Origin of the sequence: Synechococcus sp. RS9916 (assembly GCF_000153825.1) — a bacterium.
GTDB lineage: Bacteria > Cyanobacteriota > Cyanobacteriia > PCC-6307 > Cyanobiaceae > Synechococcus_C.
This window is the reverse complement of record NZ_DS022299.1, coordinates 2169753-2190573: the sequence shown is the minus strand read 5'-3', so window position 1 is coordinate 2190573 and position 20821 is coordinate 2169753. Positions and strand designations below refer to the sequence as shown.

Here is a 20821-nt window from a genome sequence, read left to right as displayed (position 1 = left end):
GCAGCGCACCGGATCCATGCCTTCCAGCACCCTGCTGCAACGGTTGCTGTCGGTGCGGCAGCAGAGCGAAGCGCTCATCGCCCCGCTGGAACCGGAGGACCTCTGCCTTCAGGGAATGGCAGATGCCAGCCCTCCCAAGTGGCATTTGGCCCACACCACCTGGTTCTTTGAAACCTTTGTGTTGCAGCCGTTCCTGCCGGCTCACCGCAACGCGGATCAACGTTGGGGTTATCTGTTCAACTCCTATTACGAGGCGGTGGGCCCGCGCCAACCCAGACCGCAACGCGGCCTGCTCAGCAGGCCACCGATGGCGGAGGTGAGCGAATGGCGCCAGCGGGTGAACGCCTCGCTGGAGACGCTGCTTGGCGGGGATGAGGACCCTCGGTGGAGCGGCCTGATCGAACTGGGGCTGCAGCACGAACAACAGCATCAGGAATTGCTGTTGATGGATGTGCTCGATGGCTTCAGCCGTCAGCCTCTGGAACCCAGCTACGACCCGCAGTGGCCACCAGCCGCGACGGCCGACCCCGCCAGCCCCTGCCAGTGGCTCTCCCATCCCGGTGGCCTGGTGGAGATCGGCTCGGAGGCCAGCGATCCCGCCACTGGCTTCCATTTCGACAATGAGGGGCCGCGCCACCGGGTCTGGCTCGAGCCTTTTTCCCTGGCCAGTGCCCTGGTGCGCAACCGTGACTACCTGGAGTTCATCAGCGATGGGGGCTACAGCCGACCCGAGCTGTGGATGAGTGAAGGCTGGGCGCAACGCCAAGAGCAAGGCTGGCAAGCCCCGCGCTACTGGCGCCGTGAGCACCCCGAAGCCCCCTGGGCCTGGGAGTTCAGCCTCGCCGGCCGCCAACCCCTCGACCTGCAGCAACCAGTGCGACATCTGAGCTGGTTCGAAGCCGATGCCTACGCCCGCTGGGCCGGAAGCCGCCTGCCCAGCGAAGCGGAATGGGAAGTGGCCGCTGCCACCCATCGCGAAGCGCTCGATCAGGCCTACGGCGTTCTCTGGCAGTGGACCTCCAGCCCCTACCGCCCCTACCCCGGCTTTCAGCCCACCGCAGGCGCTGTCGGCGAATACAACGGCAAGTTCATGACCTCTCAATTTGTGCTGCGCGGCAGCAGCCAACTCACGCCGGCAGGCCATGCCCGCCTCACCTACCGCAACTTCTTTGCCCCGGCCTGCCGCTGGATGGCAGCCGGCGTGCGCCTGGCCCGATGACCACCACCTCCACCTCATCCCTGCAGGCCGACCTGATCGACCTGCACCCCCCCGCCGCCGACATGCAACGGCTGGTGGAACAGGGGCTCAACAGCCAGCCCAAGCAACTGCCCGCCTGGTTCCTCTACGACGCTGAGGGCTCACGCCTGTTCGACCAGATCTGCGAGCAGCCCGAATACCAATTGACCCGCACCGAAATCGCCCTGCTCGAGCAAGAGGCGGAGGCCATGGCCACCACCCTCGGCCCTGGAGTGATCGTGGAATTCGGCGCCGGCAGCGCCCGCAAGGTGGGCCCCCTGCTCAAGGCCCTGACACCAGACGCCTACGTGGCACTCGACATCAGCACCGATCACCTGCGCCACGCCACCCAGGCGTTGCAGGAGCAGCATCCCAAGGTGCCGATGCTGGGCATCTGCTGTGACCACAGCCAGCTCGACGCCTTACCTGCCCATCCCCTGCTGGAAGGCCAACGTCGCCTGGGATTCTTCCCCGGCAGTTCCCTGGGCAACTTCAGCCGCCAAGACGCCATCACGCTGCTCAAGCGCTTCCGCACCCTGCTCGCGGGAGGTCCGTTGCTACTGGGACTGGACCATCCCAAGCCCGCCCCGGTCCTGGAGGCGGCCTACGACGATGCCGCAGGGGTCTCCGCTGCCTTCGCCGGCAATCTCCTGCAGCGGCTCAAGCGCGAACTGAACGCCGATTTCAATCCAGCGCAGTTCCGCTACCGCGCCCGCTGGCAACCCGATCAGAGCCGGGTGGAAATGGCCCTGGTGAGCTGTTGCGATCAAGACGTGCAGATCGCTGACCAACGCTGGAACTTCCAAACCGGCGAACCCCTGGTGACCGAATACAGCCTCAAATACAGCCCCGCCATGGCCCAAGAACTGGCCGCCACGGCCGGATGGCGCTGGGTGCAGCGCTGGCATGATCCCGACGACACTCTTTCCCTCCATCTGCTGGTGCCGGCAGACTGAGACCATCCACCGCTGCAGCGCCGCCATGGGACTGGAACACCGCCGTCAAACCATCAAGGCTCAGCGGGAACAACTAATCAACGAACTGGAAACGGTGTACATGGATGCGTTTGAACGCATCGGCCAACTTGACCTTGGCGAAGGCGCCGTGGCGCGCCTGACCCAACTGATGCTGCGCTCCCGCGAAGCGGCCATCACCCCTCTGCAGGAGGAAATCGAAAAGCCTGTAATCACCACACCGGGCCAAGCATGAGCTGGCTGGATGATCTGGAACGCAGCCTGGAGCAACGGCTCGATGCGTTCCTGCGCGCCAATCCCCACCAGGACCTCCTGCTGCGGGACCAACATCTGCGCGACCGGCAACACAGCCTGGAACAGCGGCGCCGGCAGCTCCAAGATGACGCCAGGGACCTGCGCAGGCAACTACTGACGCTGGCAACTGAGGTGCGTGACTGGACCGCCCGCAGCCAACGGGCCAGAAGTGCTGGGGCCCAGGAGCTGGCGGTGCGGGCCGAGCAGCATGTGCAGAGCCTGATGGATCAGGGGCGTCAGCTCTGGGGGGAGCTTGATGGCCTGGGGGGACGCTTTCGCGCCGTGGAGGAGGAACTGGCCACGTTGGCCGCGAACAGCAAAAAACCCAGTGCCGGTCGATCACTCGACCAGGACTGGGCTTTGTTTGAAGCACAACAAGAGCTGGAGGAGCTGAGACGCCAACACGGCCTCAGCTGACCTTCAAGACAACACTGTGATCAGGCCTTCGGAGCGGGGGGCTCGAGGCTGACGTTCTCGGGTGGAGGCGTGGGATCGGGATCAGCAATCAGCATGTGCTGAAGCACGATCTCGGGACGCTCACTATCGCGCCAGCGGATGCGATAAGCGGGCATTTTCGTGCCTCGGCTGGTGGTTTGCTCCACCGGCTCCATCACCCATCCGCGGCGCGAGCGCCCCTGGGGATTGCGCTTGACCACCGCATCGGCGTGCTTAAAGCGGAAACCTACGCGCTCACCACTCATGGGAAGAGGACAATGCCACTGACACTAATTATACATGTTGAGGGGAATCAAGCCTCAACACGGCTCTCAGGACGCAACAGCGGGAAGGCAATCACGTCGCGAATCGAGGGACTGTCGGTCAGCAGCATCACCAAGCGATCAATGCCGATCCCCAAGCCTCCGGTGGGCGGCATGCCCACTTCCAGGGCATTGACGAAGTCCTCATCAAGGCCCTGAGCCTCCAAATCACCAGCCGCCTTGCGGGCCTGTTGTGCCTCCAGACGCTGACGCTGATCCACCGGATCGATCAGCTCACTGAAGGCATTGGCATGCTCGCGGCCAACGATGAACAATTCAAAACGCTCGACCAGCCCGGGCTTGCTGCGATGAGGACGGGCCAGTGGGGAGATCTCCACCGGATAGTCGGTGACAAAGGTGGGCTGAATCAGGGTCGATTCCACGGCCTGTTCAAAGGCCTCATTCAGCAACCGGCCCACGGAGTCCGCCAGTTCGGGCACATGCAGACCCTTGGCGGTCATGGCTGCAGCAGCCTCATCCCGGCTGCTGAACCCGTTGAAGTCGAGACCCGTAGCGTCCTCCACCAACTCGTGCATCGTGGCCCGCCGCCAAGGGGGGGTGAGATCCACCTCCGTGCCCTGGTAGGTGATCTTGGTGCTGCCGCACACCTCCTGGCAGACCGCAGCGACCATCTGCTCGGTCAGCTCCATCATGCCGATGTAATCGCTGTAGGCCTGATAAATCTCGACTGAGGTGAATTCAGGGTTGTGGCGGGTGCTGACTCCCTCATTACGGAAAATTCGACCGAGTTCATACACCCGCTCAAAGCCACCCACCACCAAGCGCTTGAGATGGAGTTCCGTCGCAATCCGGAGCGTGAGCGGCAGATCCAGAGCGTTGTGATGGGTTTCAAACGGTCTGGCGTCAGCACCACCGGGCTCGCTTTGCAGCACAGGGGTTTCAATCTCAAGAAAATCCCGTTCATCCAGCCAACGGCGAATGCCGCTCACGAGACGGGCACGGCGGCGGAAGGTCTCCCGGGTGTCAGGGGACACCACCAGATCGAGGTAACGCTGGCGGTAGCGCTTCTCCACATCAGCCAGGCCATGCCACTTGTCGGGCAGCGGCTGCAGCGACTTGCTGAGCATGCGCCAATCGCTCACCTTCACGGAGAGTTCACCGCGATCGGTGCGCCGCAAGGTGCCGCTCACACCCAACCAGTCACCGCTGTCGACCAGCGACGTGATCTGCTTGAACCAACCCTCCTGCTGGGCCTCAAGGCCCGCCTTCTCCAGGAACAGCTGGATCGTGCCGGTTTCATCGGCCAAGGTGAAGAACGCCAGCTTGCCCATCACCCGCCGGGTCATCACCCGTCCAGCCACAGCGACGGGAACATCGCGCTCCTCACCATTGGGGAGATCCGCATGGGCCTCCTGCAGCGCCGCCATGCGGTGGCTTGGCTCGAAGCCGAGCGCATAGGGACCCTGGCCCAGGTCTTGAAGGGCTTGCGCCTTCTCCAGACGGGTGTCGCGCAGCTCGGACACAGCAATGCAGTCAGTCGGGCGCCATCTTGCCCGACGGCAGAACCTTCCTCAGGCCATCAACCGTTGGCTGCCGCCTGAGGAAGGTCACCCATGCGCTGGGAGGCATAGCCAATTCCTCTGACCGTGAGGATCAACTCGGGGTTGCGGGGGTCGGGCTCGAGCTTGCCGCGCAGTCGGGCGACATAGACATCCACCACCCGCAGGTCCGCCGCACGACGCGGGGGATAACCCCAGAGCTGCTCGAGGATTTCGGCCCTAGGGACCACCCGCCCGGGCTCACGGAACAGCAACTCGAGAAGGCTGAATTCGGTGTAGGTGAGGGAAATGCGATCGGTGCCGCGGGTGACCTGACGGCGATTGGTGTCCACCACCAGATCGCCGACGCGAAGCACGCCTTGACCAACGGGTATTTCGCGGGGCTCGGCGGTGGCGGAACCACGACCCACACGCCGCAGGATTGAAGCGATACGCGCCTCGAGCTCCTTGGGGCTGAAGGGTTTAGGGAGATAGTCATCGGCGCCGAGATCAAGTCCGGCGACCCGCTCGGAAATCGCTTCGAGAGCCGACAGGAAAATGATCGGCACACAGGACTCAGCCCGAAGCCGCCGGCAGACCGCGAAGCCATCCATTTTGGGGAGCATCACGTCGAGCACCACCAGATCGGGCGACTCGCTGTGAAAGACCTCCAGGGCCTGTTCGCCGTCTTCTGCGCAAATGACCCGATACCCGGCCAACTGCAGACGCATCACCAGAACGCGACGAACAGCGGGCTCGTCGTCGACCACAAGGATGGTTGCCTTGGGCGCCTCAGGAGCCTGAGACTCCTCCGCGCCGCGGCGATTCTGGTTGGGCGACCCGGTGTCGGGCATGCGTCCGCGCAGATGAAGAAAGGCAACCATACCCGCCGGCGAAGAAAAAACCGGGCCTGACGCTCCAGCGCCGCCCGAGGCTTCCGGTTGTCTTAAGAATCTGGCCAGCGTGCTGCCGCGTAACGGTTCCACTCGCGCGCCGCCTCGTTCACCGCCTGATCACTGCTGATCTGACCCAGCATCGCCCGCTGCAACTGGGTGTAAATGATGCTCTGGAGGCGCTTGATCCCCGGGGTGGAAGGAACCAGCACCCTGGCCCTTTCCAGCGTGTCCAACGACAGCAAACGGGCCTGACGCAGCTGCACGGCCTGAGGGGTTGTGGGCCGCTCTGCCGAGAGTTCAGCACGCACTTGGGCGAGAGCCTCTAACGATGAGGGCAGCACCGGCGCCTCGCGCACGAAGCGGGCCTGGTTGGGCCCGTTGGTGAGGAACAACGCCAAAGCCAGGGCCTCACGCGGGCGACTGCTCTGGCGCGGCACCGCCAAGGTCATCAAGGCGACATTGGCCGTGCCGTCGGCCCCAGCCAGGGGCGGATGAGACGCCGTGGCCGCCGCCACCTGAGGGGCATTGGTCTGGATTCTGGTGAGAAACTCCGGACCTTTCGCGAGCAGAGCCAACTCACCGCTCTGATAAAGCTCCACAGCTCTGTTCTGGCCCTGACTGATCACTTCTCGGGGCAACAGGCCCTGGCGGTACAGATCCACCCAAAAGGCAAAGGCCTGACGCCCCTCAGGCGTGGCGAACGCAGCGCGCTGCTTGCCATCCAGCAGCGTCACGCCCATCTGCACCATCGACTCCAGCAACTCTGCGGAGTCATCCGGAACCACCGTCACAAACAAGGCGTAGCGGCCCGTGCGCTCCCGGATCCTCTTGGCGAAAGCCGGCACGTCGCGCCAGCGCCGCGGCGGCCCCTGCACCCCCGCCTGCTGAAGCAACTGCTGATTCACCAGGTTCAAGCGCACGGTGAGATACCAGGGCACAGCGATCTGCCCGGCCTGGGGATCCCGGGAGGCCTGCCAAACCGACGGGAGATAACGCTCGGCCGCACCCTCTGGCAGTAGGGGAGTGAGATCCGTTAATCCCCCTTTGCTGGCGAGATTGGCAGCAAAGGGGGGATTGAGGTTGACCACATCAGGAGCCGTGCGGGCAAACACCGCCGCCAGCAACTTGCGCTCCACCGACCCCCAGGGAAGATCCGTCCACCGCACCGGCTCCTCGGGATGATCGGCAGTCCACGACTGGACCACCCCATCCATGTAGGTATTGAACTTGGGGGCGAGCGCCAGGGTCCAGAGCTGAAGCGGCTGATCTCCCGCCGGTTGCGTCCTGCAACCGACTGCCAGCACAGCAGACCCCGCCAGCGCAATGGCGGTGAGCACACGCCGGAAGCGCTTGCGCCGTTGCAGGCCCGTCACCCTTGTCATGCCTTCATCGTCACTGGTCATCCCGGCGCACGACGGCGCCACACCAACATCTGCAACGACACCAACAGGGGTGCCAACAGCCCGGTGATCAGCGCTTGAGCCAGACAGAGGTGCCAGGCCCAGTGCTGCAGCAAAGGAGCATCAAGCCCCTGCACCAGACGCAACTGCAGCCAGAAGCTCAGGCCCACCACCATGGCGCCGATCCAGGCCAGCAAACCCAGGTTGAGACTGCGTTGGATCGGCCGGCCACGGCGCCCCAAACGGCCCCACCACCAACCGAGCAGCACCAGAGCCGGCAACTGCGTCAGACCGTCACTGCCGAAGCCATCGAGCACCAACCCCATGGCCGCGGCCGCGATCACTCCCGACACCGGTCCATCCACCAGCGACCAGGGGAGCAGCCACAACACCACCCAGCTGGGCGCCACGCCAGAGAGGGTCAGCCATGTGGGCTGCGCCAGCGTGAGAAATGGCACGGCCAACGCGGACACCAGACAGACGGGCTGGGCATGCAAACGAGCCATCAGCGGGTCTGCACCTGCACCCAATCGACCGCCTCAGGCGATGCAATCAATTGCACGATTCCTTCCGGAGCAGGCACCGCACGGCTGTTGATCGACTGAATCACGGCCACCGGCAAATTCGGCGGCAACAGGGTGCTGGCAGGGGAGGTGCTGACCAGATCACCGGCGTGCACTTTCACGTCTTTATCGATAAATCGCAGCAGGGGCCGTGCCGTTCCAACCCCCACCAGCAGGGCGTGCTGTCGGGTGCGCGGAACCCAGACCCCGATCTGACTGCCCGGAGCCGTGAGCAGGCGAACCCGGGCTGTGGTGGGAGTTGCGCTCTGAATCCGGCCGATCAACCCTCCCGGACCAATCACGCCATCGCCTTTGGCAATGCCATCCAACGATCCCTTGCCCAGCTCCAGCTGTTCCCACCAGGCCGCAGCGTTGCGGGAGATCACCGCCGCAGCCACCTGTCCCTGGGCGGTCTGACGATTGAGCTCCAGCAGCTTGCGCAAACGGGCGTTGTCTTGCTGTAGCAGCTCAAGCTGGGCCTTCTGTTCCAAGGAACCAGCGGACTGCAGCCACTCCTTCTGCGCCGAACCGGGCCAGAACGGACGGCTCAGCAAGGCATACGCATCAAGAAAGCCTGCGCCCTTGCTCCAGCGCACCAGGGCCAAGACGGCAAGCAAACCCAACCACGGCCAAAGGCGGCGCCCCCCCCGCCAACGGGAACCTGCTGGCCACTGGGAGGCGCCCATGGGATCAGGCCGTCACGGTGTTGCGGACGTATTCAGGGGTGTCAAGCACCCGCTGCATACGCTTGTAGTCCTCCAGGACCTGACCACAACCGTTCACCACGCAGAGCAGAGGATCCTCAGCGATGTGGGTGAAGATTCCGGTTTCGTGGCTGATCAGGTCGCTGATCCCGCGCACCAACGCGCCACCGCCGGCCAGCATGATGCCGCGATCCACGATGTCGGCAGCCAGTTCGGGGGGCGTGCGTTCCAGGGTGCGCTTGACCGCCTCAACGATCACGTTGAGGGGCTCAGCGATGGCTTCCCGCAGATCACCAGCCTGCAGCTGAATCGTGCGGGGGAGGCCCGACAACAGGTGCAAGCCGCGCACGTCCATCACCGTTTGATCGAACTCGTTGTCCGGAAAGGCCGACCCGATCCGGATCTTGATGTCTTCCGCAGTGCGCTCGCCCACCACCAGGTTGTGCACCTTTTTGAGATAGACCCCGATGGAGTCGCTGATCTCATCGCCGGCCACCCGCACCGACTCACTCAACACCGTGCCCCCGAGGCTGAGCACCGCCACTTCCGTGGTACCGCCACCGATATCGACGATCATGGTGCCCACAGGCTCCGTCACCGGCAGGCCTGCACCGATGGCGGCGGCCACCGGCTCATCGATCAGGTGCACTTCGCGGGCACCAGCCAGACCTGCTTCGCGGACGGCCCGCCGCTCCACACCGGTGACACCACTGGGGATGCCCACCACCAGGCGGGGCGCCACGATGCCACGCCCTTCATTGCCCTTCTGAATGAAGGTTTTGAGCATCTGCTCAGCGGCGTCGAAATCAGCAATCACGCCATCGCGCAGGGGACGCACTGCCTTGATGTTGCCGGGGGTGCGACCAAGCATCAATTTCGCTTCATCGCCTACCGCCAGAGGCACACCCCGATCCAGATCGAGGGCCACCACCGAGGGCTCCTGCAGCACGATGCCGCGGCCGGAGACATAGATCAGGGTATTCGCCGTGCCCAGGTCGATACCGATGTCGCGGGACAGCTGGAAGCGACGGAAAAGCACGGAGAAAGGCTCAGGTCGACGAATCATAGTTGCGTTTTCGCGACCGAACTCGGCCCGTTCTGAGACATCCGGACCAGAGGGTGGAACTCCTTGAAAGCAGCCACGAAACCCGTGGCGCATCATTGACCAACGAAGAGGAGGAATCCATGGGCGTCAATTCCGTCACCCTGGTGGGCCGCGCCGGCCGCGACCCCGAAGTGCGCTACTTCGAATCCGGAAGCATGGTGGCCAACCTGACCATCGCCGTGAACCGCCGCAGCCGCGACGACGAACCCGACTGGTTCAATCTGGAGATCTGGGGCAAACAGGCTCAGGTGGCCGCCGACTACGTCAAAAAGGGCTCACTGCTCGGGATCATTGGCAGCTACAAACTCGACCGCTGGACCGATCGCAACAGCGGTGAAGAGCGCAGCAAGCCTGTGGTGCGTGTCGACCGCCTGGAGCTGCTGGGCTCCAAGCGTGACAACGAAGGCGGTGGCTATGGCGGCGGGGGCGGCGGCAGCTTCGGGGGCGGCGCTCCCAGCGACGAAGAAGTGCCGTTCTGAACGACCTTGGCTAAGGGGCTTGCTCAAGCCCCTTGGTCAACGCTTAGTCGGCCGACTGGCGCCGGCGCCAGATGCGCAGACCCAGCCAGATCACCCCAGCAATCAGAGCGACCACCAGGCCCACCTTGATCACCTTCGAGACCGGCTCAATCCAAAGCTCCACGGAGCTGTAGCTCTCCCCCATCAGGAATCCGGCCAGGGTGAGCAGCAGGGTCCAGATCAGACTGCCGGCCGTGGTCCAGATCAGAAAGGGCGCGAAGGGCATCATCTCGATGCCGGCCGGCACGGAGATCAGGGTGCGGATGCCAGGCACCAAGCGACCCCAGAAGACCAAGGCGGTGCCGAAGCGGTTGAACCACCGGCGGCTGCGGGCCAGCTCAGCCGGACTGATGCCAATCCAACGGCCATGGCGTTCCAGCCATTGCTCAATGCGCTCTTCGTTGATCACCCGCCCGATGCCGTACCAGGGGAGGGCACCGATCACCGTGCCCAGCAATCCGGCCAACACCACGGGAATGAACTGCAGCTCGCCTTGCTGCACCAGAAAGCCCCCCAGCGGCATGATCAGCTCGGAGGGAATCGGCGGGAACAGGTTCTCCAGAAACATGGCCGTGAAGATCGCGGCATAGCCCGCCAGGGGATTCACCGCAACCGCCTGTTTGATCAGCTCAGGCAGCTCGGTGATCAGTTCCGCCAGTCCCATGGAGACCTGTAAAGACGAAATTAGTGTTTCACAACTGCTCGAGCTGTTCAGGTCTCTGGGCGCACCTCAGACCCTGGGGCCAACTGCAACACCAAGGTGTCAGCACCGGCCCGCTGCAGAGAAAACTCACTGGTGCAGATCGCATCCGGCGATGGATCACACCCCTTCGGCCACCCCTCGTTGAGATCCTCAGGCCGGCGCTTCTCCAGGGCGAGACCGTAAAGACGCAACTGACTGAAGCTGAAGGTTTGATTGCCATTCAAAAGAGGCGGAATCAACCGATCAATCACGGGGAACTTGCGCACCGTGTTTGTGAGCACGGGAGAACGGGGCATGATGCCCTCCACCATCAGGAATTGCGCCGGCGGTTGATCCTCACGCGCAGCCAACGTCGATGCCGCGGCCACGATGCGCGACAAACGACCCTGTTCGAAGCTGACTTGGGCCGCAAAAGCGTGGCCATAGGCATAGGAGACCACCACCATCAGCCAGACCAAAGGCAGCACACCGAGGCGCCAGATCCGGCGACCTTGCAAGCGCGTCAGCACCAGGATCTGAAGAATCAGGCTGGTGAGCAGAGGGCCGAAATACAACAGCACCCGGGGATGACGCACAAACGACTCCCGCAACAACACCATGCCGCCGGGAGCCAGCAGCAACACCACAACGCTGAACGCCAGCACCCGAGCCATCGTCCGCCAACCGCACACGGCGCGCAGCAGCCCTGCGTAGATGAGCAGCAGCAGGATCAGCGGCAACACCACCGGCCAGGCACCAAAGTCGCGCAGCACTTGCTGAATCGGCTCCAACGCTGATCCGAGTAAGGCCCATGGCAGCTGCCAATCCAGTGGTTTGAACGCCGCAGCGCTGCTGGCATAGCGGTTCAAACGATGTTCAAAGAACAGGGCGAACAGCAAGCGATAAAGACCATAGCCGCCGCCATACACCGCGGCACTGACAAGCAGACGTGCGCGCAGCGACTGCCGCTGCCAGGTGGGATGCAGCAGGCCAAGCGATGCAGCAATGATCAGACAACCCGTCATCACCAGAAAGCCATTGGCCGCCGGTTGGTAGAGGTTGAAGGCCACCAGCTGCAGCACCAACGCCACCGCCACATGCCGCCAACGGCCTTGGGCATTCACGAGCAGAGCGGCAACCACAGCCGCGGCCAAAGCCGCGGCCATGAACACCGCATCGAAGCCGTAGGACAGGGCTTGAAGCGCGTAGGGCTGAGCCATGAGTGGCAAGCTCGCCATTGCTGTCCAAAACGGCGAGCGAATCCCATAAGCCCTGGCGCAGGCGACCCCCACAGCCGAGAGCAGCACGATCGCCACCACGGTGTTCAGCGGAGCCACCGCCGTGACCGGATGTCCGAAGTTCAGCCACCCCACCAAGGCATCGGCCAAGGGACGACCGACCCGCACCCAGCCCAGGCTGCCGTCCATGGCACGCGCGATGTCATCGATGTACAGATCAACCGACATCAGCAGAGGGAACAGGGCAGCAAGGCCAGCCACCATCGCCGCCCACCACTGACGGCGCAGGTCTGGATCCTTGACCCAGTCGCTGCATTGAGACCAGACCCTGGGTTGTTCCATGGCCACAAACCCTGACACATCAAAAAAGCCAGGCTGCCGAAGCAACCTGGCCACAAACGCAAGCGAGGCGGAGCAGCGTCGCCTCACGGCACCGTGATCAATAGCGGTAGTGGTCGGGCTTGTAGGGGCCTTCCACCGGCACGTTGATGTAGTCGGCTTGATCCTTGCTGAGCTCGGTGAGCTTGGCGCCAATGCGGCCGAGGTGGAGGCGGGCCACCATCTCATCGAGGTGCTTGGGCAGCACATACACCTCTTTGCCGTACTCATTGCCCTTGGTGAACAGCTCGATCTGAGCCAACACCTGGTTGGTGAAGGAGTTGCTCATCACGAAGCTGGGGTGGCCAGTGGCGCAACCCAGGTTCACCAGGCGGCCTTCCGCCAGCAGGATGATGTTGTTGCCGCTGGGCAGGGTGATGTGATCAACCTGGGGCTTGATGTTCTCCCACGTGTAGTCCTTGAGAGAGGCGACATCGATCTCGTTGTCGAAGTGGCCGATGTTGCAGACGATCGCCTCGTCCTTCATCTTCACCAGATGCTCATTGCGGATCACCTGGTAGTTGCCGGTGGCGGTCACGAAGATGTCCATCTCCTCAACCACGTCTTCCAGACGGACAACGCGGTAGCCCTCCATGGCGGCCTGCAGGGCGCAGATCGGATCCACCTCAGCGATGCAGACGGTGGCGCCCAGACCACGCAGGGACTGGGCCGAACCCTTACCCACATCGCCATAGCCGATCACCAGGGCCTGCTTGCCGGCGACCATCACGTCGGTGGCGCGCTTGATGCTGTCCACCAGCGACTCACGGCAGCCGTAGAGGTTGTCGAACTTGCTCTTGGTGACCGAGTCGTTGACGTTGATGGCGGGGAAAGGCAGCTCACCGCTCTTCTGCATCTTGTAGAGACGCGCCACACCCGTGGTGGTCTCCTCGGTCACGCCCTGGATCTGAGCCTTAGTGCGTGAATAGAAGGTGGGATCCTGAGCCAGCTTCTTCTTGATGGAAGCGAACAGGAAGGTCTCCTCTTCGTTGCCAGGGTTGTCGAGCACGCTGATGTCCTGCTCGGCCTTGCTGCCCAGCATCACCAGACCGGTGGCATCGCCGCCATCATCGAGAATCATGTTGGGTGAGCCACCATCGCCCCACTCGAGGATGCGGTGGGTGTAGTCCCAATACTCCTCAAGGGTTTCACCCTTGACGGCAAACACAGGCACACCACGGGCTGCCATGGCTGCAGCCGCATGATCCTGAGTGGAGAAGATGTTGCAGGACGCCCAGCGCACATCAGCGCCCAGCTCAACCAGGGTCTCGATCAGAACCGCGGTCTGAATCGTCATGTGCAGGGAGCCGGCGATGCGGGCGCCCTTCAGCGGCTTGTCGGTGCCGTACTTCTGGCGCAGCGCCATCAGACCGGGCATCTCGGTCTCAGCGATATCCAGCTCCTTACGACCGAAATCGGCCTGGTTGATATCCGCAATGACGTAGTCAGCGGCGACCTGCAGGCCGGTCGTTGCCGTGGGTGTTGCCACCATGATGAAGAAAGCTCCCTGGGGAGAACGTGGACGGAAATCTCTGCAGAGTCGCCGAGGCTTCGGGCTCGCCAGACGCCCAATCTACAGAGAGCACCTGGATCCTGGAGGACCTGCAGGCCACCCACCATCTTGGGCACGCCCTTGCCAATCGTCTGCCAACCGGTGCTGTTGTGCTGCTGCAAGGGCAACTGGGAGCCGGGAAAACCTCCCTGGTGCAAGGTCTGGCTGTGGCCCTGGGCATCGAGGAACCGATCACCAGCCCCACCTTTGCGCTCGCCCAGCACTACCCCCAGGGCCAGCCCCCCCTCGTGCACCTTGACCTCTACCGGCTTGAGCGCCCCGAAGCCGCCGACGACCTCTTCTTCCAGGAAGAGGAAGAAGCTCGCGGGATGGGTGCACTGCTGGTGGTGGAGTGGCCCGAGCGCCTTAGCGTGGCCTGTCTCAACGCCTGCTCAGACACCTGGCGGGTGCAGCTCCATCACCGAGACGACGGCGGACGGCACGCCGTGCTGCAGACACCGTCGCGCTGAAGCTCAGCGCAGACCCGTGGCCATCGGCGCACTGTGCTGGAGGAAATGCTCCACATCACAGGCGGACGGCTGCGGATCAATCCCACCAGCTCCGGCGCAGACCAGGGCACCACACGCGGCGGCATAGCGAATCACCTGCTGCACCACCGCTGCCGAGAGCTCCAATGGGGACCCTCCAGCGGGAGTGAGGGCCAACAACTGATGCAGCAACCCCGCCGTGAAAGCATCCCCCGCTCCGGTGGTATCCACCACCCGAGGCGGAGGCAACACATCCATCGTTCCCGCGTGGCCAGCAATGCACCACTGCACGGGATTGCCGCCATCGGTGACCACCACATCCGGATGGGTGGGCAGGCAAGCGCTGATCGCTTCCGGATTGGCGCTGTTGAACAGCCAGATCGCCTCCTCTTTGGCCAGCTTGATCAACGACGCACGATCCAACAGCGGAGCCATGGTGGCCAACTGTTCCGGAGCGGGGCCCGCGGCCGGATCGGCCTGGGGATCCCAGAACGTGGGGCGCCAATTCACATCCAACGCCAGCCGCAGACCGGAGTGATCCACCTGCTCGATCGCCCAGAGCAGAGCGTCGGTGGATGCAGGTGTCGCCAAGGGAATGGTGCCCACCAACAGCCAGCGGGCCGATGGCGCCAAGGCAGGCCAGGCCAAAGCCAGCTGCCGGTGATCGAGCCCCTGATCCGCGAAATCCTGTCCTCGCTCGCCGGCGAACCCCTGAAACACCCGTTCCCCATTGGCATCCCGGCGCACCAACACCACCCGGCTGGGGCGTTGCATGTCGGTTTGCAGGCCGCGCAGATCGACCCCACGATTGCGCAGCAGCTCCTGAAAACTGGAGCCGATGGCGTCATCGCCCAAGCGACCCAGAAACGCCACAGGAGTACCCAGCCGGGCGAGGGCGCAAGCGACATTGGCGGGAGCACCACCGAGACGGTCATCGCACTCCGCCGGAGTCGCCGTCGCTGGATCACCACCGAGGGGGCCCAGACGATCCACCAACGCCTCACCCAGACAAAGCACCCGAGGGGCGCAGACCGCACGCTTGGCCATCGGCCGGAGTCAACTTCCTGCAGCGTGGCCAGAGGCGTCGTCTCTGCCAACTGCGCAAACCACTCAACGCATCCGGCTCAAGGCTGATCAACGGCAGGAGCCTGAATCGCGGGCAAGCCCAGGTGCTCCAGCAAGGCCGCAATGATCCGGGCATTGGCGGCAGGGAAGGGATAGGCACCGAGGTCCTGGGGACGCACCCAGCGCACCTGCTGGCTGGCCAACGGCTGGGGTTCACCGGACCGCCAGCGGCAGAGATGCACCACAAAACGCAGTTTCTTGTGGCTATAGGCGTGATCGACGCAGATCAGCTCTTGATCCACCGACACCTCGATCGCCAGTTCCTCCATCAGTTCACGGGCGATGGTGGCTTCAATCGCCTCACCGGGCTCCTGTTTGCCACCGGGAAATTCCCACATCCCGCCCAGCAAGCCTTCGTTGAGGCGCTGGTCAATCAACACCTCTCTAGCTTCATTGAGCACCACGCCCACACCAATCACCTGGAAGGGGAGCTCGCGAGGGGCCTCTTTCACGGGGTAGTCAGCTGGGGAGCCAGCAGCGTAAGCAGCACACGCGTGTTGCCAGGGGCATCGCCCGCACGATGGATTACGCGGGGTGCAGAGGGTGGCCCCGAGATCCATCAGGGCTTGATTGAGATCACGGCTGCGCTGCGGAACAACTGCAATCAGCGCCTCACTCCAACGCCAGAACAGCGCCTGGTCGCGCATCGGCGGACGCGGATGGGCCATCAAGCGCGCCAGCACCCGGCGCACATTCCCATCCAGAATCGCCAGCGGGCTATTGAAGGCTGAGGAGAGAATGCCGCCTGCCGTGCTGCGGCCAATCCCCGGCAAGGCCAACCAGGCGTCGAGATCCTGGGGCCAGCGGGCGGGGTCCGTCGGGTCACCGTCGAGTGGCGCGAGCAGCAAGCGCGCTGTTGCGTGCAAGCGACGGGCTCGGGAGTAATAACCCAGGCCTTGCCAGCGCAACAACACGGCCTGCTCATCCGCCGCCGCGAGAGCCTGGAGCGTCGGAAAGGATTGCATCCATCCCTGCCAGTACGGCAACACCACCTGCAGCTGGGTTTGCTGCAACATCACCTCGGCAATCCAGATGCCGAAGGGAGACAACAGCTCGTCAGGCTGTGGCCAGCGTTGATCCGCGGTGAACATCCAGGGTTTCTGCGCAAGATCCCGGCGACCGTGCCGTTCCCACCAGACCAACAACGAGCGGCTCAGCTCAGGAGGCGATGCACCGAGATCTGGCCATGCGTCGTGATCACTCCCACGCACGACTTCACTGCACAACTGGCGATTCAAATCCCATCACTCCGGTTGCAAACGATGCACACAAGTCCATGGCTCAACAGCGCTTGGATCACCAAAGAATCCGCTCGAGAATCCTGGCCTTGATCTCATCAGGATCCATGGCATGAGAAGGCTGCCTGTAACCAATAAAATCCCAGATCGGAACGTCCATCATCCGCGATAGGTCACCGGCATCCCAACGGATCTCCCTTTGATCGCGATGGTCAATCAGGTTGATGCGCTTGCCGTCACCAAGCACCAAGTTGAGCTCATAGCTCCAAAACATCTGCTCACGTGGGTTGCGAACTTCTTCATCCAACAGCTGAATGCTGTGGATCGCAGCGAAAGGCACCGAACGGCAGAGCAAGTGCTGAAGCCACGGAACCTGGTTGAGCCACTTCAGCTTTGGAAGGCCCAATCGAACTTGTGCAGCATGTCCATCAACATCAATGGAACGATTCAGCAGAACCAATGTGATAACGCATCCGACAAGAATCTGCACAAGCGCTGAGATCACCCACCATTCATCAGGACGATTGATGTTGAGCTCGTCGCGCAGAAGGCTGACAACCAACACATTGCCAAACACCAGCAACGCCAGCAGGTGGACGAGTGACTGGTAATGGCGATAGGCCGTCGGCTGGAAGCTCAGCACCTGAGGTGCAATCTCACGGAGGCGATTCGTGATGTGGCGGGACCCCCCTGGCGACAAAGGCACCCAGCCCGTTCGCAGGGCCACAGGGTCATCGAAATAGCGCGGATCAAGCACCGGATAGCGCTTGCGGACAAACGGCCAATCGAAGCGACTCGGTGATCGAAACATGCGAAACACGACGCCTGCCAACTGTCTTGAGGGCAGGTTCTCACGGTTGCCCCCTGCATGGCCGGGCTTTTGTCGTCATGAACGAAACGCGCAGCGTTGCCCCCGGGCACGCAACGCGCACCCTCTGACTGTTCCACAGACACAACCGATTGCGTCAAGAGCCGGAGCCGACCCCACGGTGGCTGCTACCAACACAACGCAGGGGAACCGCCATGACCGCACCAAGACGCCTCGGACCCAGCCGGCTAGAACACAGTTTCGAACGCTTGATCTGGCATTTCCGGCTGATCACCTTGATCCCTGTCGTGATGAGCCTGCTGGGCAGCGTGAGTTGTTTTGTGATCGGCACCGAAGCTGAATTGCGGGCACTCAGCCAGGTGATGCAAGGCCGCTTCAACAACAGCAGCAGCACCCTTCTGATCGGTGAAGTGGTGGGAGGGATCGACTACTACTTGATCGGCATCGCACTGCTGATTTTTGGCTACGGCATCTACGAATTAGTGATCTCCGACATCGATCCGCGCCTGCACGATCAATCCACAGTGCGACGCAATCTGCTCAGCATCGAGTCACTCGACGGCCTCAAGCAGAAGCTCACCAAAGTGATCGTGGTCGCCCTGATCGTGACGGCGTTCAAATCAATGGTGAGCTTCAAGGTCAGCACAGCCAACGAACTGCTGATGTATTGCGCAGGGGTGTTGATGCTTGCCTTCAGCGCCTGGCTGATCGGCAAGGTCGAAAAGCACTGAACGGGCTCGTGATCACCCAAGACGGAGGCAACCGAGCTGGTCTGGGCAGCCAGTGCTCTGCAAACCTGAACACAGCGACGCAAGCGGCCTGGATGCCCTGGCACCCGCACCTCTGGCACCCCACCACCCAGGTGGCGCTGCATCCCGAACCGCTGCGGGTCAGCAGCGCCAAGGGCGCGGTGCTGCAACGCGACGACGGCAGCAGCCTGATCGATGCCATCAGCAGCTGGTGGGTCACCCTGCACGGCCATAGCGAACCCTCCATTGCCGCGGCCATCGCCAAGCAGGCGCAGGTGATGGAGCAGGTGATCTTCGCCAACTTCAGCCACAGCCCTGCCGAACAACTCGCCACCCGGCTCGCGGCCCATTCAGGTCTGGAGCGCTTGTTCTTCTCCGACAACGGCTCCACCGCCGTTGAGGTGGCGTTGAAGATCGCCTGGCAGTTCTGGCGCAATCAAAACAATGAACGGCGCCAGCTGATCGCCTTCGAGGGGGCGTATCACGGCGACACCTTCGGAGCGATGGCCCTCGGGGACCGCTCGATTTTTACTGAGCCCTACGACCCACTGCTGTTTGATGTGGCCCGGGTGCCCTGGCCGCACACCCACTGGGGCGATGACGACGTCGAGACCCGGGAAGCGGAAGCCCTCAAGGCGCTCGAAGCGGCCCTGGCCATTCCAACGGCAGCAGTGATTCTCGAACCCCTGATCCAGGGGGCCTCGGGCATGCGCATGGTGCGTCCGGAATTCCTCAGGGGGGTGGAAGCGTTAGTCCGTGCCCATGGCGCTCTGATCATTGCCGATGAGGTGATGACCGGCTTCGGCCGCACCGGCGCCCTGTTCGCCTGCCAACGGGCCGGCATCCAACCCGATCTGATGGCCCTCTCCAAGGGACTCACCGGTGGCTTCCTGCCCATGGGCGGAACCCTGGCCAGCGAGGCGCTGTATCAGGGGTTCATCAGTGAAGAACCCTTAAAGACCTTCTTCCATGGCCACAGCTTCACAGCCAATCCACTGGGCTGCGCCGCCGCCCTCGCCAGCCTTGCGCTGCTGGAACAGAACCCCAAGCGGTTTGAAGACTTCGAGGCACGGCACACCCAACACCTTCAAACCCTGGCCAGCCTTCCGCAGGTGAAGGATGTGCGCTGCCAGGGCACCATGGCCGCCTTTGAGCTCAAGTGCGGGAGCACCAGTTATCTCAATCCCGTGGGGCGCCAGCTGCAGAAGCTGTGCCTGCAGCGTGGTGTGTACATCCGGCCGTTAGGGAACGTGGTGTATTTACTGCCACCGCTCTGCATCAGCGACGATCAATTGAGCAACTGTTACCGAGCCATTGGCGATGGCATCCCACAGATCGCCTAAAGCAACCCTGCAACAACCCAACAACGGCACAGCAGGCATCGCCAGCGGCAGCGATGACGTGAACCACACCATGCGCTGACCACCATTCAAAACAGCTCTACCGTGCGCAAAAAGCGGTGAAAACGGTGCGGCGACTCACAGTGCCGATGCTCTTACCAGCTCTCTATCTGCTGGCAAGTTGTAGCCATCAGGCACAACACGGCCGCACGATGCCGTCGGTGAAGACGGCCCAAATCCGCGAAGCCAGCTTCAGCCCCAGTGTGGACGCGATCAGCGTGCTCGAGTCGACCACCAACGTGGCACTGCGACCTGAGGCGGAAGGTCGTGTCGTGAAGATTCTGGCGACCGAAGGCGAGCGGGTCAAAGCCGGACAACCGATCCTGGTGCTCGACAACGTGCAACAAAGCGCAGCGCTGAATGCCTCCCGCGCCCAGGCCCACACCGATCGGATCAATGCCGAGCGCTATGAGTTTCTGTATCTAAACGGTGCAACCTCAGCCAAGCAGAGAGATCAATACGCCACCCAGGCGATCGCGTCACGCGACAAGGCCCTCGCCGATGCAGCCACGCTCGGATACAAATACGTGCGCTCACCCATCGACGGCGTCGTCGGCGATCTCGACACCGTCAAGCTCGGCGACTACGTGACAACAGGCCAGGCCATCACCGGCATCGTCGACAACTCCACCCTCTGGACCTTGATGCAGATTCCTGCCACCCAGGCGGGGCAGGTCAAGCTCGGGCAACGGGTCACCGTCGCCTCCCAGACCAACCCGCCGGTGACCGGCGAGGGAAGCGTCAGTTTCATTTCTCCCTACTTCGGCGTGCCTGGCACCGATCAGGGACCCAACACCTTGATGGTGAAAGCCACCTTCCCCAACCTGACGGGCCAGTTGAAAACCGGGCAGTTCGTGAAAAGCCAGATCATCACGGGCAACACGCAAGCCCTAGCCGTGCCCGTGCAGGCCGTGTTCATGCAGGCCCAGCAACCCTTCGTCTACAAGCTGGTTCCCTTAAGCAAAGCCCTGCCCAAGATCAAGGCATCCACCTCCATCCCGGACGCCAAGAAGAAGAGGCTGGAACGCCTGCCAGGCAACACCCCCCTGGTGGTGCAAACCCCCGTGCAATTGGGGCCGTTGCAGAACAATCACTACGCGGTGCGTTCAGGCCTGAGCACTGGCGAAACGGTGGTGGTGAGCAACACCGCCCTACTCAGCAACGGCATGCCGGTGAAGGTCTCCCGCTGATCAC

At 63.0% G+C, this 20821-nt stretch carries 22 protein-coding genes; 9 read left to right on the top strand and 13 right to left on the bottom strand.

Features of this window, described 5'->3' with window-relative positions:
* Positions 1 to 16 precede the first annotated feature (16 nt).
* The 4 genes from egtB to RS9916_RS11335 are packed head-to-tail and all read left to right on the top strand — an operon-like array spanning position 17 to position 2922.
* A complete protein-coding gene (gene egtB / locus RS9916_RS11350; RefSeq protein WP_007099560.1) occupies positions 17 to 1219 on the top strand; it encodes an ergothioneine biosynthesis protein EgtB in 1203 nt (400 codons plus the stop codon).
* Positions 1216 to 2193, top strand: coding sequence for an L-histidine N(alpha)-methyltransferase (gene egtD / locus RS9916_RS11345; RefSeq protein WP_007099559.1), 978 nt, complete (start codon positions 1216 to 1218; stop codon positions 2191 to 2193). Before egtB ends, egtD begins: the two co-directional genes overlap by 4 nt.
* A gap of 25 nt (positions 2194 to 2218) precedes the next feature.
* Positions 2219 to 2446 carry a hercynine metabolism small protein gene (locus RS9916_RS11340; protein ID WP_007099558.1) on the top strand — a complete coding sequence of 76 codons (228 nt, stop codon included), beginning with the start codon at positions 2219 to 2221 and terminating at the stop codon, positions 2444 to 2446.
* The gene (locus RS9916_RS11335; protein ID WP_007099557.1) at positions 2443 to 2922 is read left to right on the top strand and encodes a hercynine metabolism protein; all 480 of its coding nucleotides are present in this window, start codon (positions 2443 to 2445) and stop codon (positions 2920 to 2922) included. Before RS9916_RS11340 ends, RS9916_RS11335 begins: the two co-directional genes overlap by 4 nt.
* A 20-nt stretch (positions 2923 to 2942) precedes the next feature.
* Here RS9916_RS11335 and RS9916_RS11330 read toward each other — a convergent pair whose 3' ends face one another.
* The 7 genes from RS9916_RS11330 to RS9916_RS11300 form a co-directional block, all read right to left on the bottom strand.
* Positions 2943 to 3206: a hypothetical protein gene (locus tag RS9916_RS11330; RefSeq protein ID WP_006042532.1), complete on the bottom strand. Its 264-nt coding sequence runs from the start codon at positions 3204 to 3206 to the stop codon at positions 2943 to 2945.
* A gap of 47 nt (positions 3207 to 3253) precedes the next feature.
* Positions 3254 to 4747 carry a lysine--tRNA ligase gene (lysS, locus tag RS9916_RS11325; protein WP_007099556.1) on the bottom strand — a complete coding sequence of 498 codons (1494 nt, stop codon included), beginning with the start codon at positions 4745 to 4747 and terminating at the stop codon, positions 3254 to 3256.
* Between the two features lie 56 nt (positions 4748 to 4803).
* Positions 4804 to 5616: a response regulator transcription factor RpaB gene (rpaB, locus tag RS9916_RS11320; RefSeq protein ID WP_050752336.1), complete on the bottom strand. Its 813-nt coding sequence runs from the start codon at positions 5614 to 5616 to the stop codon at positions 4804 to 4806.
* Between the two features lie 92 nt (positions 5617 to 5708).
* Entirely contained in the window at positions 5709 to 7061 is a 1353-nt protein-coding gene (locus RS9916_RS11315; RefSeq protein WP_007099554.1) for an ABC transporter substrate-binding protein, read from the bottom strand.
* Entirely contained in the window at positions 7058 to 7564 is a 507-nt protein-coding gene (locus RS9916_RS11310) for a membrane protein (RefSeq protein ID WP_038023707.1), read from the bottom strand. Before RS9916_RS11310 ends, RS9916_RS11315 begins: the two co-directional genes overlap by 4 nt.
* Positions 7564 to 8307: a rod shape-determining protein MreC gene (gene mreC, locus RS9916_RS11305; protein WP_007099552.1), complete on the bottom strand. Its 744-nt coding sequence runs from the start codon at positions 8305 to 8307 to the stop codon at positions 7564 to 7566. The genes RS9916_RS11310 and mreC overlap by 1 nt, the downstream gene beginning before the upstream one ends.
* Before the next feature lie 4 nt (positions 8308 to 8311).
* Positions 8312 to 9364, bottom strand: a complete 1053-nt coding sequence (locus RS9916_RS11300) for a rod shape-determining protein (RefSeq protein ID WP_007099551.1) — start codon at positions 9362 to 9364, stop codon at positions 8312 to 8314.
* Positions 9365 to 9510: 146 nt separating this feature from the next.
* Between RS9916_RS11300 and RS9916_RS11295 the strand changes: the two genes are divergently transcribed.
* Positions 9511 to 9909 (top strand): single-stranded DNA-binding protein, encoded by a 399-nt coding sequence (locus tag RS9916_RS11295; RefSeq protein ID WP_038024565.1) that lies wholly within the window; start codon positions 9511 to 9513, stop codon positions 9907 to 9909.
* A gap of 43 nt (positions 9910 to 9952) precedes the next feature.
* On the opposite strand, the gene RS9916_RS11290 is transcribed toward RS9916_RS11295, so the two are convergent.
* The 3 genes from RS9916_RS11290 to ahcY all read right to left on the bottom strand — a co-directional run bounded on the left by RS9916_RS11290 (position 9953) and on the right by ahcY (position 13738).
* Positions 9953 to 10612 carry a DedA family protein gene (locus tag RS9916_RS11290; protein WP_007099549.1) on the bottom strand — a complete coding sequence of 220 codons (660 nt, stop codon included), beginning with the start codon at positions 10610 to 10612 and terminating at the stop codon, positions 9953 to 9955.
* A 47-nt stretch (positions 10613 to 10659) separates the two neighbouring features.
* Entirely contained in the window at positions 10660 to 12210 is a 1551-nt protein-coding gene (locus RS9916_RS11285) for a glucosyltransferase domain-containing protein (protein WP_156777533.1), read from the bottom strand.
* A 97-nt stretch (positions 12211 to 12307) separates the two neighbouring features.
* Positions 12308 to 13738, bottom strand: coding sequence for an adenosylhomocysteinase (gene ahcY, locus RS9916_RS11280; protein WP_007099547.1), 1431 nt, complete (start codon positions 13736 to 13738; stop codon positions 12308 to 12310).
* Between the two features lie 26 nt (positions 13739 to 13764).
* Between ahcY and tsaE the strand changes: the two genes are divergently transcribed.
* On the top strand, positions 13765 to 14268 hold the full coding sequence (tsaE, locus tag RS9916_RS11275) for a tRNA (adenosine(37)-N6)-threonylcarbamoyltransferase complex ATPase subunit type 1 TsaE (protein WP_007099546.1): 504 nt from the start codon (positions 13765 to 13767) through the stop codon (positions 14266 to 14268).
* A 3-nt stretch (positions 14269 to 14271) separates the two neighbouring features.
* Here the strand turns inward: tsaE and RS9916_RS11270 are convergent, their stop codons facing one another.
* The 3 genes from RS9916_RS11270 to RS9916_RS11260 form a co-directional block, all read right to left on the bottom strand.
* The gene (locus RS9916_RS11270; protein WP_007099545.1) at positions 14272 to 15333 is read right to left on the bottom strand and encodes a carbohydrate kinase; all 1062 of its coding nucleotides are present in this window, start codon (positions 15331 to 15333) and stop codon (positions 14272 to 14274) included.
* A gap of 77 nt (positions 15334 to 15410) precedes the next feature.
* Positions 15411 to 16622 carry an 8-oxo-dGTP diphosphatase MutT gene (gene mutT, locus RS9916_RS11265; protein WP_050752335.1) on the bottom strand — a complete coding sequence of 404 codons (1212 nt, stop codon included), beginning with the start codon at positions 16620 to 16622 and terminating at the stop codon, positions 15411 to 15413.
* An 85-nt stretch (positions 16623 to 16707) separates the two neighbouring features.
* Entirely contained in the window at positions 16708 to 17232 is a 525-nt protein-coding gene (locus RS9916_RS11260; protein WP_156777532.1) for a hypothetical protein, read from the bottom strand.
* Between the two features lie 440 nt (positions 17233 to 17672).
* Between RS9916_RS11260 and RS9916_RS11255 the strand changes: the two genes are divergently transcribed.
* From RS9916_RS11255 to RS9916_RS11245, 3 genes are all read left to right on the top strand, one after another.
* Positions 17673 to 18209 carry a YqhA family protein gene (locus tag RS9916_RS11255; RefSeq protein WP_038023705.1) on the top strand — a complete coding sequence of 179 codons (537 nt, stop codon included), beginning with the start codon at positions 17673 to 17675 and terminating at the stop codon, positions 18207 to 18209.
* Positions 18210 to 18301: 92 nt separating this feature from the next.
* Positions 18302 to 19570 carry an adenosylmethionine--8-amino-7-oxononanoate transaminase gene (gene bioA, locus RS9916_RS11250; RefSeq protein WP_050752334.1) on the top strand — a complete coding sequence of 423 codons (1269 nt, stop codon included), beginning with the start codon at positions 18302 to 18304 and terminating at the stop codon, positions 19568 to 19570.
* A 209-nt stretch (positions 19571 to 19779) separates the two neighbouring features.
* Positions 19780 to 20817, top strand: a complete 1038-nt coding sequence (locus RS9916_RS11245; RefSeq protein ID WP_007099540.1) for an efflux RND transporter periplasmic adaptor subunit — start codon at positions 19780 to 19782, stop codon at positions 20815 to 20817.
* The last annotated feature ends 4 nt before the right edge of the window (positions 20818 to 20821 follow it).

Coding starts and splice junctions, on each gene's coding strand:
- egtB (WP_007099560.1), top strand. CDS start 17: ATGCCTTCCAGCACCCTGCTGCAACGGTTGCTGTCGGTGCGGCAGCAG.
- egtD (WP_007099559.1), top strand. CDS start 1,216: ATGACCACCACCTCCACCTCATCCCTGCAGGCCGACCTGATCGACCTG.
- RS9916_RS11340 (WP_007099558.1), top strand. CDS start 2,219: ATGGGACTGGAACACCGCCGTCAAACCATCAAGGCTCAGCGGGAACAA.
- RS9916_RS11335 (WP_007099557.1), top strand. CDS start 2,443: ATGAGCTGGCTGGATGATCTGGAACGCAGCCTGGAGCAACGGCTCGAT.
- RS9916_RS11330 (WP_006042532.1), bottom strand. CDS start 3,206: ATGAGTGGTGAGCGCGTAGGTTTCCGCTTTAAGCACGCCGATGCGGTG.
- rpaB (WP_050752336.1), bottom strand. CDS start 5,616: ATGCCCGACACCGGGTCGCCCAACCAGAATCGCCGCGGCGCGGAGGAG.
- RS9916_RS11315 (WP_007099554.1), bottom strand. CDS start 7,061: ATGACCAGTGACGATGAAGGCATGACAAGGGTGACGGGCCTGCAACGG.
- RS9916_RS11310 (WP_038023707.1), bottom strand. CDS start 7,564: ATGGCTCGTTTGCATGCCCAGCCCGTCTGTCTGGTGTCCGCGTTGGCC.
- mreC (WP_007099552.1), bottom strand. CDS start 8,307: ATGGGCGCCTCCCAGTGGCCAGCAGGTTCCCGTTGGCGGGGGGGGCGC.
- RS9916_RS11295 (WP_038024565.1), top strand. CDS start 9,511: ATGGGCGTCAATTCCGTCACCCTGGTGGGCCGCGCCGGCCGCGACCCC.
- RS9916_RS11290 (WP_007099549.1), bottom strand. CDS start 10,612: ATGGGACTGGCGGAACTGATCACCGAGCTGCCTGAGCTGATCAAACAG.
- RS9916_RS11285 (WP_156777533.1), bottom strand. CDS start 12,210: ATGGAACAACCCAGGGTCTGGTCTCAATGCAGCGACTGGGTCAAGGAT.
- ahcY (WP_007099547.1), bottom strand. CDS start 13,738: ATGGTGGCAACACCCACGGCAACGACCGGCCTGCAGGTCGCCGCTGAC.
- RS9916_RS11270 (WP_007099545.1), bottom strand. CDS start 15,333: ATGGCCAAGCGTGCGGTCTGCGCCCCTCGGGTGCTTTGTCTGGGTGAG.
- RS9916_RS11255 (WP_038023705.1), top strand. CDS start 17,673: ATGACCGCACCAAGACGCCTCGGACCCAGCCGGCTAGAACACAGTTTC.
- bioA (WP_050752334.1), top strand. CDS start 18,302: ATGCCCTGGCACCCGCACCTCTGGCACCCCACCACCCAGGTGGCGCTG.
- RS9916_RS11245 (WP_007099540.1), top strand. CDS start 19,780: ATGCCGTCGGTGAAGACGGCCCAAATCCGCGAAGCCAGCTTCAGCCCC.